Annotated in this window: 11 protein-coding genes; 8 read left to right on the top strand and 3 right to left on the bottom strand. The window is 61.8% G+C overall.

Annotated elements, in window-relative coordinates; translation table 11 throughout:
- Nucleotides 1-98: 98 nt before the first annotated feature.
- Nucleotides 99-1,034: a LysR family transcriptional regulator gene (locus PQR67_RS08845; protein ID WP_408457158.1), complete on the bottom strand. Its 936-nt coding sequence runs from the start codon at nucleotides 1,032-1,034 to the stop codon at nucleotides 99-101.
- Between the two features lie 505 nt (nucleotides 1,035-1,539).
- On the opposite strand from PQR67_RS08845, the gene PQR67_RS08850 reads away from it, so the two are divergent.
- From PQR67_RS08850 to PQR67_RS08860, 3 genes are all read left to right on the top strand, one after another.
- The gene (locus PQR67_RS08850) at nucleotides 1,540-2,667 is read left to right on the top strand and encodes a porin (RefSeq protein WP_408457160.1); all 1,128 of its coding nucleotides are present in this window, start codon (nucleotides 1,540-1,542) and stop codon (nucleotides 2,665-2,667) included.
- A gap of 186 nt (nucleotides 2,668-2,853) precedes the next feature.
- On the top strand, nucleotides 2,854-3,288 hold the full coding sequence (locus tag PQR67_RS08855; RefSeq protein WP_408457163.1) for a CHRD domain-containing protein: 435 nt from the start codon (nucleotides 2,854-2,856) through the stop codon (nucleotides 3,286-3,288).
- A gap of 121 nt (nucleotides 3,289-3,409) precedes the next feature.
- Entirely contained in the window at nucleotides 3,410-4,384 is a 975-nt protein-coding gene (locus PQR67_RS08860) for an alpha/beta hydrolase (protein ID WP_408457166.1), read from the top strand.
- On the opposite strand, the gene PQR67_RS08865 is transcribed toward PQR67_RS08860, so the two are convergent.
- Nucleotides 4,354-5,196 carry an EcsC family protein gene (locus PQR67_RS08865; RefSeq protein ID WP_408457210.1) on the bottom strand — a complete coding sequence of 281 codons (843 nt, stop codon included), beginning with the start codon at nucleotides 5,194-5,196 and terminating at the stop codon, nucleotides 4,354-4,356. The two genes, PQR67_RS08860 and PQR67_RS08865, sit on opposite strands and share 31 nt — an antisense overlap.
- A gap of 140 nt (nucleotides 5,197-5,336) precedes the next feature.
- Here PQR67_RS08865 and PQR67_RS08870 point away from each other — a divergent pair, with 140 nt between their 5' ends.
- Both PQR67_RS08870 and PQR67_RS08875 read left to right on the top strand, forming a co-directional pair.
- Nucleotides 5,337-6,932: an MDR family MFS transporter gene (locus PQR67_RS08870; protein ID WP_408457169.1), complete on the top strand. Its 1,596-nt coding sequence runs from the start codon at nucleotides 5,337-5,339 to the stop codon at nucleotides 6,930-6,932.
- 31 nt (nucleotides 6,933-6,963) lie between these two features.
- The gene (locus PQR67_RS08875; RefSeq protein ID WP_408457172.1) at nucleotides 6,964-7,458 is read left to right on the top strand and encodes a MarR family winged helix-turn-helix transcriptional regulator; all 495 of its coding nucleotides are present in this window, start codon (nucleotides 6,964-6,966) and stop codon (nucleotides 7,456-7,458) included.
- A gap of 135 nt (nucleotides 7,459-7,593) precedes the next feature.
- Here the strand turns inward: PQR67_RS08875 and PQR67_RS08880 are convergent, their stop codons facing one another.
- Complete coding sequence (locus tag PQR67_RS08880; protein WP_408457176.1) at nucleotides 7,594-8,871, bottom strand: amino acid deaminase; 1,278 nt, start codon at nucleotides 8,869-8,871, stop codon at nucleotides 7,594-7,596.
- Between the two features lie 154 nt (nucleotides 8,872-9,025).
- Between PQR67_RS08880 and PQR67_RS08885 the strand changes: the two genes are divergently transcribed.
- From PQR67_RS08885 to PQR67_RS08895, 3 genes are all read left to right on the top strand, one after another.
- On the top strand, nucleotides 9,026-9,916 hold the full coding sequence (locus PQR67_RS08885) for a MurR/RpiR family transcriptional regulator (protein ID WP_408457179.1): 891 nt from the start codon (nucleotides 9,026-9,028) through the stop codon (nucleotides 9,914-9,916).
- 3 nt (nucleotides 9,917-9,919) lie between these two features.
- Nucleotides 9,920-11,401 (top strand): N-acyl-D-amino-acid deacylase family protein, encoded by a 1,482-nt coding sequence (locus tag PQR67_RS08890; protein ID WP_408457182.1) that lies wholly within the window; start codon nucleotides 9,920-9,922, stop codon nucleotides 11,399-11,401.
- 83 nt (nucleotides 11,402-11,484) lie between these two features.
- A complete protein-coding gene (locus PQR67_RS08895) occupies nucleotides 11,485-11,871 on the top strand; it encodes a RidA family protein (RefSeq protein ID WP_028200605.1) in 387 nt (128 codons plus the stop codon).
- Nucleotides 11,872-12,011 lie beyond the last annotated feature (140 nt).

Raw genomic sequence — 12,011 nt, forward strand, 5'->3', positions numbered from 1 at the left:
GCGTTAAAGATTTGGAGACATCCCTCGATGAAGGAGTCACTTCTCGCAAGCAGAAGCATAATCGGGGAGGCGCAAAAGATTTACTGCAAAATGCGCAATTAACTGTTCGTAAATATCGATGAAAGCGTCGAACCCGCTCTGTTTCGAAAATAGTCGACGGTAAATTCTACGAACGAGCGCGTTGTGGCGGACACGTGCCGACGGCCGGGATACACCAGCGAAACTTCCTTGTCCGCATCTTTGATTCGGTAGTCCGGCAGCACCCGTACGAGCGCACCGCTCATCAGATCCGCCGAGACGTGGTTTTCCGGCAGGATCGTAATGCCCATATCGGCGAGCGCCGCCTGGCGCAACATCACCGCGTTGTTGACCGCGTAGCTTGCTTTCATGTTGACGCTGATCTCGTTTCCATCGTCGCCGACAAAACACCATTCCGCGCTATGAATCTTGGGTGAAGGCGCCAGAAATGGGTGCGCAACAAGTTGCGCTGGGCTGGACGGGTTGCCCGACGCAGCCAGGTAGGTGGGCGAGGCAACCGCCACCGACCGGACCTTGAACAAAGCGCGCTTGATCAACGTGCCGCCGCTGACCTGTCCAGGCACCACGATGCCGACGTCAAATCCCTCTTCAATCAGATCCACCGGCCGGTGCAGCAGCGTGACCGAGAGTTTGACTCGCGGGCACTGCAAGCGGTAACGCTGCAGTAGCGGTGTCAACCCAAATAGCGAGAATGACGCGACCGCCACGAGTTTCAGCGTGCCGGACAGATCGTTCGCACTCTGAGAAACGCTGGACTCGATGGCGTCCAGTTGATCGAGAAGCTGCCGACAGCCATCGGCATAGGCGAGTCCGGCCTCGGTGAGCGACAGGCTGCGTGTGGTCCGGTTGACGAGCCGCGTATCGAGGTGCGTTTCTAGCAAGGCGACATAGCGCGTCACCACCGCATTGGACAGATCCAGACTCGCAGCCGCGCGCCCAAAAGAGCCGTTCTCGGCGACTTTCAGAAAGACGCGCATGGCCTGCAATTGGTTCATCGTGATAGTTGGCTCGATCTGGAAGCAACTGGGCGAATGGAACTGCCAGTGTGCGGTTGAGCGTGAAGTGAAACTGTTCAGGTTGCGGCAACGTTCCGTGACGGGACAGCGCTAGTGCCGCACGTGACAGGCGAGCATGGTAATTGCCGCAAAAGCTGGCCGGCACAAGAACCAGCCGAATAGCCATGACGAGACTTCCGAATACACGATGTAGCGGGGTTGCAACGCTTTAATTAGATAAGCATCGCTAAATATAAAGCGAGATAAATCGCCAGCCTTGTGGCGCAAGGCTCGCCAATATTGCGATGTCGATTTTTCGAATAATTCAAAAAATATTTTGTGCGAACGCGCGTGGCGGCTCTGAAAGTCGGGCACCTAAACTCCGCTCTGCAAATCAAGCCGGTGTGCAGTAGGCGCTCTGGATGAAGCCGATCCTCAGCTTGCAATCGCGCTGTGCAAATAAATCGAGTCGAAGGCTCAACAATCACACGTTATCTGGAACATCATGAAAAAGATTCTGATTCTTGCGGCGGTTTCCGCGACGTTCGCTAGCGCCGCCAACGCGCAAAGTAGCGTGACGCTGTACGGTATCGTCGATGCTGGCTTCACGTATGTGCAAAATGAAGTCTCGGCGAGCGATGCATCGAAGCATGGCGCCTCGTATGGCCTGACGAGCGGCAATGTATCGGGCAGCCGCTGGGGCATGCGCGGGCGTGAAGATCTCGGCGGTGGCTACGCGGCAATCTTCACGTTGGAAAACGGCTTTAACGTAGGCAATGGCACCAGCGGGCAAGGTGGCCTCAGCTTCGGCCGTCAGGCGTTTGTCGGCATCTCGAGCGGCTATGGCACGCTGACCCTGGGTCGTCAGTACGATTCCGTGGTCGATTATCTTGGTCCGTTGACCGCAACCGGCAGTTGGGGCGGCCAGTACCTCGCGCATCGCGGCGATAACGACAATGCCAACGCGTCGATGCGTGTCAACAACTCGGTGAAGTACCAGAGCGCGAACTATGACGGCTTCTCGTTCAGCGGCCTGTATGGCTTCTCGAATCAGGCCGGCGCCTTTGCAGACAATCGTGCCTACAGCGCGGGCATGGGCTACTCGAACGGTGGTCTGAAACTGGCAGCCGGCTACCTGCAGGCCCAGGGTGCCGGCGGCAACGCGAGCGGTGCGATCCAGGACGGTGCACCGAATATCGGCGTGGCGGGCGAACGTCAGCGGCAGCGTACGTGGGGTGCCGGCGGCAGCTACGCATTTGGCCCGGCAACGGTTGGCCTCGTGTACACGCAAAGCCGCTTTAACTTCGTCACCAACGACGCGTCGGTGCGCTACAGCAACTACGAAGTCAACGCGCATTACAACGTGACGCCGGCGGTGTCGCTCGGTGCGGCGTACACCTATACGCAAGCGTTGCAGAACACGCCGGGCGTGCCGAACGGTTCGAGCCACTGGAACCAGATCGGTCTGCAGGCTGACTATGCACTGTCGCGCCGTACCGACGTGTACCTCGAAGGCGTTGCGCAGGTCGGCGCGAAGGGCAACAAGATTGGATCGCAAGTGTTCGGCACCGATGCGCCGTCGTCGGGCAGGAGCCAGGGTGTGGTGACGACGGGCGTTCGTCACCGCTTCTAAAGCACCTTGCTGCAGGAAGAAAAAGCACCGCTCGCGGTGCTTTTTTTGTTGACGGAGGCGAATGAACACCGCAATCACTCAAGCGTCCTCCCACGCAAACATCTTCGAAGGATTTGCACTAGTATGTGGTGGCTCCGCGCGCAGCCGGGTTTTCGGTGCGGCGGTGCATCAAGCCCGGAGAAGACGATGATTGCACTTCGAAAACTGAATCTGGCTGTCGTGTTGTGGGCGTTGGCGTCGGGTGTCGCTTGCGCGGATACGGTGGCGTTGAAAGCGGACCTCGAGCCGTCGAGCGAAGTGCCGCCGCGTGTGAGTCACGGGCACGGCATGTTGAACGCCACCTTCGATACCTCGACCAAAGCCCTGCAATGGACCGTTACCTATGAAGGGCTGAGCGGCCCGGCAACCGCCGCGCACTTCCACGGCCCCGCGCCGGTCGGCCAGAACGCCAAGGTCCAGGTGCCGATCGGCAAGGACGCGTTGGCAAGTCCAATCAAAGGATCGGCGGCGCTCAGCGAGCAGCAGGTGACGGATTTGATGGCAGGGCAGTGGTACTTCAACGTCCACACCGCGCAGAACCCGATGGGTGAGATTCGCGGGCAGGTTTTGCCTGCCAACTAGGCAGGAGCAAACCCTGGCGCCCGGTGGCGCCCGCGCTTTTTCAGGATTAGAAGCCGCCGTCCACCGACGCATCGGCGAACGCACGTACCATGGCGGGACACAAGCGAAGGAGCGTGTCCTGATGAGTTGGCAAAGTGCACTCGCGTGCTGGTATCTGCGCAGGGAGTTCCGTCCGCAAACCCTCAAGCCGGGCATCAATGTTGAGAGGGCGCGCGCGTTGACCGCCAAGCGCGTCTGGTCGCCGAAGGTACCGGCCGGCTGGCGTCTGCGAGAGCTGTACGGGGCGCACGATTGGCCGCTTCAAGGCGAGTGGATCGAACGCCTCGACGGCGCGCCAGGCGCCAGCACCGAACCGACCGTGCTGTATTGCCACGGCGGCGGCTATTACTTCTGTTCACCGCGTACGCACCGCTCGCTGGTGTTTGGGTTGGCGAAGCGTGCGAATGCGCGGGTCTTTTCGCTCGACTACCGGCTCGCGCCGGAACATCGCTTCCCGGCGGCGCTCGATGATGCGACCGCGGCCTATCGTCAGTTGGTCGCAGACGGCACGCCGCCCGAGTCGATCGTGATCTCGGGTGATTCGGCGGGCGGCGGTCTCGCGCTAGCCACGCTCGTTGCGCTGCGCGATGCCGGCGATCCGCTGCCGGCCGGCGGCCTGCTGTTCTCGCCGTGGACCGATCTGGCCGCCGCCGGCGCTTCCATCCGCACCAATGACGGTCTCGATCCGATGTTCAGCGGTCCCGCGATCGCTCGCGCGGCGCAGGTTTATCTCGGTGGCGCCTCTGCCACCCATCCGCATGCGTCGCCGGTCTACGCCGACCTGCACGGCTTGCCGCCGCTCTTCATCATGGCGGGCAGCACGGAGGTGTTGCTGGACGACTCGCAACGCGTCGCTGATAACGCACGCGCGGCGGGCGTCGACTGCGAATTCGAAGTGTGGAAGAAGATGCTGCACGTCTGGCCATTGTTCACGCCATTCATTCCGGAAGGCGGCCGCGCGCTCGATCGCGCCGCAGCATTCGTGCGCCGCGTGACGAGCGCAGCGAGCGGGCGCGGCACGGCGGCTCAGCCGTCGAGCGTGACGTCCATCGCCTGATAGGCGGTCTCGACCGCTTCCTGGCCGTATTGCCGCTCGAGCCGCCGCACGGTGAAGTGGCCGTGCGCCACTTGCTGGAAGTGGTCGATGAACACCGTATTGACCATGGCGCCGAGCACGGCGCCGATCGCCGGAATCGACTTGGCGGCGATCTGCTCGCTCACCTGCACCGAAAAGCGCGCGGCGATCGTATTGAGCAGGCGCAGCAGGGCCGCGGAGCCATGCGCGGTGAAGCCCTTGGTCGCGATTTCGGATGAGGCTTTCGACACCGCCTGGGCCAGCGCGCCGCGCATGATGAAGTAGCCGAAGTCAGCATCGTCGTCGGTTTTCGAGGTGCCGCCCATGCCGAGCACCGTCAGGCATTGCAACTGCGTGTCGATCGACGTCAGATCTTCGCCCTCGCTGCGCGCGATGTCGCAGATCGAGCGAAACATCAGCGTGGTCGTGACCGGCAACTCGACAGGCAGCGCGAACAAACCAAAGGCGCCGCCGGCCGCGCCGGTCGTGGCCACGGCGAACTTGTGCAGCAGGTTGCTCGGCTTGTCGGGCACGATCAGGGGCGAGGCGCCGGCCTGCCGCCCAAGCGTGCGCAGCGCGATCGAGAGGCACTTGCGCAGCGCCAGTTCCGTCGCATCCGTAACCTTTTCATTAGCAAAAGCCGGCATGCGCGAGAGCAGCTTTTCGAGCGGTGCCCCGACGATGCTGGCCAGTTTCATCGCCAGCGCAGGGCTCTCCAGTTCGTGTTTCGCGCGTCGCAGCGCGCTCAGGTCGTTGTCCGATAACGATTGTGCTGCGAGCGAACTCGGCTCCATGTGCCTCCCTGGCGTCATGTGTTGTCCATTCTTCAGTCGATTGCCGGCGCGGTGAAGCGCGCTGGCGGGTCCCAGCTTAGAGCATCGCCTCGTGGTATGATTCATTATTGTTTGACGAGTCAACTGTTGCTCTATCAAAAATGGCTGTCCATACCGCGGCCCACCACTCGAGTGGGCAAGTCTTACCTTTCCGTGAATCGCTACTGGCGATGCTCGGCGTTTCCTTCGTTTCGATGCTGGTCGCTCTGGACCAGACCGTGGTCGGCACCGCGTTGCCTACCATCGTCGCGGAACTGAAGGGTTTCGAGCTCTATGCGTGGGTCGCCACGTTATATCTGCTGACCTCGGTGATCACCGTGCCGATCTTCGGCCGCCTCGGCGATTACTATGGGCGCAAGCCGTTCGTGATCGCATCGATCGTCGTATTCACGGCGGCGTCGGTGCTGTGCGGCGCCGCCAACAACATGCTGTTCCTCGTGCTCGCGCGCGGTTTGCAGGGCATTGGCGGCGGCATGCTGGTCGGCACCGCCTTCGCGTGCATTCCTGATCTCTTCCCCGACTCGGTCGTGCGTCTGCGCTGGCAGGTGCTGATGAGTTCGGCGTTCGGTATTGCGAACGCGGTGGGGCCATCGCTCGGTGGTTTTCTCACGCAGTACTACGGCTGGCGTTCGGTGTTCTATGTGAATCTGCCGGTCGGTCTGCTGTCGCTATTTTTCGTCTGGCGCTTCCTGCCACATCTGCGGCACATCGAGCACAAGGGCAAGATGCGGCTCGATTGGCCAGGCGCGTTGCTGATCGCAGTGGCGCTCGGCTCGTTGCAATTGTTCGTCGAATTGCTGCCGAAGCACGGCGTCACGTTGAGCGTGTCCGCGCTGCTCGCGTTGAGCGTTGCCTCGGCGTATGGGCTGTGGCAATGGGAAAAGCGTTGTCCGACGGCGATTCTGCCGGTGGATATGTTTCGCAATCGCAGTCTGGCGGCGCTCTTCACGCTCGCCGTGCTGGGCGGCTTCACCATGTTCTCGTTGCTGTTCTACGCGCCGTTGCTGTTCCAGGGTGGTTTCGGGATGTCGCCGAAAGAAGCGGGGCTCGTTATTACGCCGCTCGTCGTGTTCATCACGATCGGCAGTATCGCCAACGGCCGTATCGTCTCGCGTGTGCGCAATCCGAATTTGATGCTGTACATCGGCTTCGCGCTGGTGGCGCTGGCGTGCCTCGGCGTGGTTGTCGCGACGCGTTCGATGCCACAGTGGATGCTGATGTCGTTCATGGTGCTCGGCGGTCTCGGTCTCGGCTTCGTGATGCCGAATCTGACGATCTTCGCGCAGCAGACAGCCGGACGCGAGCATCTTGGCATCGCCACAGCGCTGCTGCAATCGCTGCGGATGATCGGCGGGATGATCGGCACAGCCTTGACCGGTACGCTGATTAGTCATATGTACGCGAGCGGTGTGCGCAGCGCGCTCGAGAACGATCACGCCTCGCAATGGCTCGCCGATCTCGGCGACCCGCAAATTCTGATCAATCGCGACGCGCAAAACACCTTGCTCGGCCAGCTGCAGCATGCGGGCCACAACGGCGCGATGCTGCTCGAGAGCGCCCGCGAGGCGCTCGTTGCGGCGATTCATCTGGGTCTCGCGCTGGCGGCGATCATCGCCGTGGTGTCCGTCTGGCAAAGCCGCCGTGTGCCGCCAATCAAGCTCCAGCGCAAGCTCGAGCCGGTGATTCACGCGGATTGATTTTTTAGCCTTACCGTTTTACTGACAGATCATGGAAGAACAGGACCGCGTCGCCGTCATGCAGCAATTCGGCCGCACTTATCGGACGTTCATGTCGGCGTTCGAGGCCCAGGTTGGCCAGCCGTTGCCGCGCTGGCGCATTCTGCTCGCGCTGCACGAGCAGGCTGGCGAGTCGTCGCAGAAGCGGCTGGTCGAGCGCTTGCGCGTCGATCCGGGCGCGCTCACGCGGCAATTGAAAACGCTCGAAGGTTTGGGCTGGATTGCTCGCAGCATGGACGCGCGCGATAACCGCGTGACCAATGTGCGTTTGACCGATGCAGGGCGGTGCGTGACCGAAGCCAGCCTGCCGCTCCGCAATGCTTTTTTGCACGACACAATAGCGGCATTGCCGGACGATGCGCTGAGCGCGCTCTCGGGCGCCTTGACGATACTGGAAACGCGGATCGGCGAAGTGGCGGCGACGGCTAACGCCGCAGGCGCAGACCCGGCCGCTCTTGCGCAAGCGCAGGATACCGCGGCTCGTTAGGCCTCACAGACCAGGGAGCCGCCAGTTCAGTGCGGCGGCCGCTGCGAGTGATACGACCCGAACCGGGCTCACGAAGGGCATAGGCATGACAAACGGCGCGCCACCTCTCCATGAGGCGCGCCGTTTGCATCAGAGTCAGAAGAACGTTTCGATCACTTCCGTGACGCGGTACGACGGATCGAGCACCAGTACCTGACGCCACTTGTCGAACGTCAGACACGGGTGCGAAATGTCGAACCCGATCATATCGCCTACCTTCAGATCGGCGCCCGCGGGAATCCGCAGATAAGCGTGCTGATCCATCAAGCCGAAAATCTCCCAACCTTCGCTCGCCGCGATATCGCGCGGCGTTTCAGTGCCCGGACGATAGTGACGCGCCGGTTCGGGCATGCCTGCGTCGAAGGCGGAATCGCGTTTGCCGAGACCGATGATCGCGCGATCCGGTTCCGGAATCGACTGAACATACGCCCACAATTGAAGCGCCGGCAACAGGCCTTCGCCCATTTTCTTCGCGACCGGATTGCGCGCGAAGATGTCGGTTTGCGCCTTACGGTAGACGCCGACGTCATGCGTGAGATAGCAGCCTGGCCGCAGCACGACTTCGACCTTGCCGGTCTCCGAGGCCTTCACGAATTCTTCCGCGACCACGTCGTACCAGGCCGAACCGGCGCCTGACAAAACAGCGGGCGTACGGGCAAAACGGCCTTCCTCGACGAGCGCGCGCGTGACGGCCACAGCGCTCTGCAGGAACTCGCGCACTTCGTGTTCTTCCTTCAGCACGCCTTCATACAACTCGACGCCTGCCAGCTTCAATACATCCGGATAGCGGGCGATCGCCTCGAGCACCGCGTTGCGCTGCGCTTCGTCGCGCACGCCGGTGCGGCCGCCCGGCACGCCGAGCTCGAGCAATACCTGCAACGGTTTGCGCACCGACGTGAAAAACCGGCCGAGTTGCTCGACGCCTTCAACCGAGTCGACGAGGCAGAAGAACTCGAAATCGGGATCGCTCAGCAACTCGGCGACCATCATCATGTTGCGGCGGCCAACCAGTTGATTGGCCATCAGGATTCGCGACACGCCACCGTGATACGCCGCTCGAACCTGGTGCGCGGTGGCGAGCGTAATGCCCCATGCGCCGGTTTCGAGCTGGCGGCGAAACAACTGCGGCGCCATGGTGGTTTTGCCGTGCGGCGCGAGCTTGACACCGTATTCGGCGACGAATGCCTGCATCCACTTCAGGTTGTGTTCCACGCGATCCGCGTATAGCACGGCGGCGGGCAGGCTCACGTCTTCGTTCAACAGGTTCCACTCGAGGCGAGCGGCATCCGTGAGTTGGATGCTGGTACCCGGAACCATGCCCAAGCCCTTGCTATAAGGATCAATCGTTGCGCCCTGATAGTTTGTAACTTTCATGTCTCCGTGCTCCATCGTCCAGTTAAATTGAATCAAAGTTGACTTTACTATGTTACCGAAAGTACGATGCCTGAAGAAATGTTATTTAGTACCACGGTTTTCCGGAGGCTTTTTGTAAGCCTCCATGAGCGTCGCGACATCCCACACAGCCTGAATGAACTCAACCGCTGAACCGCTGGCTTTCGATATCGTCGCGCGCATCGCCGAATGCGCGCCGGAACTGCGTTCGGCCGAACGGAAGGTCGCCGCGCTGATTCTCGACGATCTGACCGGTGCCTCGCGTGCCAGCATCGGCGCGCTTGCCCAGCAGGCCGACGTGAGCGTCGCGACCGTGACCCGTTTTGCCAAGGCGGTGGGCTGCCGCGACGTGCGGGAGTTGAAGCTGCGGCTCGCGCAGGCGGCGGCGGTCGGTCAGCGTTTCCTGCAAGCGGGCGGCCCCACCGATGCCCCCGAACCGATCGCCACCCGCGTATTCGACGAACTGCAAACCGCGCTGGCCCATAACCATCAGCTTCTTCGTCAGGCGCCTTTGGCCGAGGCTGCAGCCGCCTTGCGCGCCGCGCGCATGATCTACGTATTCGGCATGGGCGGCGGGTCGACCGCATTGGCCGACGAAATGCGTTTCAGGCTGGTGCGCCTTGGCCGCCCGGTTGCGACCTATCAGGACGGCTTGTTGCAGCGGATGGTGGCGAGCACCGTATCGCGCGAGTGCGTGGTGATCGCGCTGTCCACCACCGGGCGCGTGCCTGAGATGGTCGAGAACTGCAAGATCGCGCGCAGCTATGGGGCCAGCGTGATTGCCCTGACCGCGCCGGCTTCGCCTTTGGCCAAGCTGGCCGATTGGGTGATTCCGATCGTCGCCTTTGAAACCGATTTCATTTACAAACCATCATCGTCGCGTTACGCGATGATGATGGCGCTCGATGTGCTCGTCACTGAACTCGCCGTCAGTCAGGGTGACGAGAGCCGGGAATTGCTGCGCCGCATGAAGCACGCGCTCGACACGCACCGTGGCGGCGGCGATCGACAACCATTAGGAGACTGATCCATGCACTCGCATCCTGAAGCCGCCGATACGCTGATCGTCGGCGCGCAACTGTACGACGGCACGGGCGCGCCGCCGGTCGAACGCGACGTCGCGATTCGTGGCGGCCGCATTGCCGCGATTGGCAATCTGTCGAACTGGCTTGCCGAAGAGGTGATCGAGGCCAATGGCCGTGCACTGGCGCCGGGCTTCATCGACGTTCACACGCATGACGACACGCACGTGATCCAGTCGCCGCAAATGCTGCCGAAGATCACCCAGGGCGTGACGACCGTGATCGTCGGCAATTGTGGGATCAGTGCATCGCCGGTTTCGTTGAAGGGCGATCCGCCCGATCCGATGAACCTGCTTGGCGAGCGCGACGCGTTCCAGTACCCGACGTTCGCTGCCTACGTCGAAGCGGTGAACGCGGCGCGTCCGGCGGTGAACGTCGGCGCGCTGATTGGGCACACGGCGTTGCGCAGCAACCAGATGGACCGGTTGGACCGGGCGGCGACCGGGCAGGAAATCGAAGGCATGCGCACGCAGCTCGAAGAGGCGCTGGCAAACGGCGCGCTGGGCCTGAGTTCCGGACTTGCGTATGGGTCCGCCTTTGCCGCGCCGACCGAGGAAGTCATGGCGTTGGCCGAGCCGCTCGCCGCCGCGGGCGCGCTTTACACAACGCACATGCGCACCGAGTTCGACGCGATTCTCGACGCGATGGACGAAGCGTATCGGGTCGGCCGTCACGCGCATGTACCGGTGGTGATTTCGCATTTGAAGTGCGCGGGGCCGTCGAATTGGGGGCGTAGCGAGGAGGTGCTGAAATCGCTGGAAGGCGCGCGTCGTTTGCAGCCGATCGGTTGCGATTGCTATCCGTACAACCGCAGTTCGTCGACGCTCGATCTGAAGCAGGTGACGGGCGACATCGACATCACGATTACGTGGTCGGAGCCGCATCCCGAGATGGCGGGCAAGCTGGTGAAGGAGATTGCCGCCGAGTGGGGTGTCACGCAGCAGGAAGCGGGCAAGCGCTTGCAGCCGGCGGGTGCGGTGTATCACAACATGTCCGAGGACGACGTGCGGCGGATTCTGTCGCATCCCGCGACGATGGTCGGCTCAGACGGTTTGCCGAACGATCCGCTGCCGCATCCGCGTTTGTGGGGCGCGTTTCCGCGTGTGCTTGGCCACTACGCGCGCGATGAGAGGCTGTTGCCGCTCGAAGAAGCGGTGCGCAAGATGACCAGCTTGTCGGCGCACCGGTTTGGTTTGGCGGAGCGCGGCGAGGTGCATATCGGTTATCACGCGGATCTGGTGTTGTTCGACCCGGCCAGGGTTCGCGACGCGGCGACGTTCGAGAATCCGCAACAGGCCGCTGATGGCATCGACGCGGTGTGGGTGAACGGTGTGTTGACTTACCGCGATGGCGCGGTGACCGGCGAACGGGCAGGGCATTTTGTGGCGCGCGGCGCTGCGTCGAAGGGCGATGCGCGCGGGGCGTTCTGATTTTTGATTAGTCGATTGATTGGTTGCGGTGCGCGTGTGGCGGTTCTGCTGAGCGCGTGCCGGACTTTTAGAGGAGTTGGATGATGAAGCGATATGGTGTTGAGGGTGGCAAGGGTACGGGTGGTCAGCATATGCCGTTTGCACGTGCAGTTGAAGCGGACGGCTGGCTGTTCGTTTCCGGGCAGACGCCGATGGAAAACGGTGAGGTGATCAACGGCGGTATCGTCGAGCAATCGCACAAGGCGATTCAGAATGTTTTCGCTATCTTGAAGGAAGCCGGCTACGGGGCGGAGCATGTCGTTCGATGCGGTGTTTGGCTCGACGATCCGCGTGACTTTGCTTCTTTCAATAAGGTGTTTCGGGAGTATTTTGGCGAGAATCCGCCGGCTCGGGCTTGTGTGGTTTCTTCTATGGTGATTGATTGTCGGGTTGAGGTTGACTGCGTCGCTTATAAGAAACCTTCGGCTTGATTTTTGGTTTTTGGCCTGCGCGGCGCTTTTTGTCTGTGTGCCTGTGGTGTTGGCCTCTCCTTGATTTGTTAGTGGTCTATTAGCGTTGCCCCTGTGCGGGGCGGCACCTACTTCTCTTTGCCTGCCGCAAAGAGAAGTAG

It is taken from the genome of Paraburkholderia fungorum, from assembly GCF_046026025.1.
Classification (GTDB): Bacteria; Pseudomonadota; Gammaproteobacteria; order Burkholderiales; family Burkholderiaceae; genus Paraburkholderia; species Paraburkholderia fungorum_E.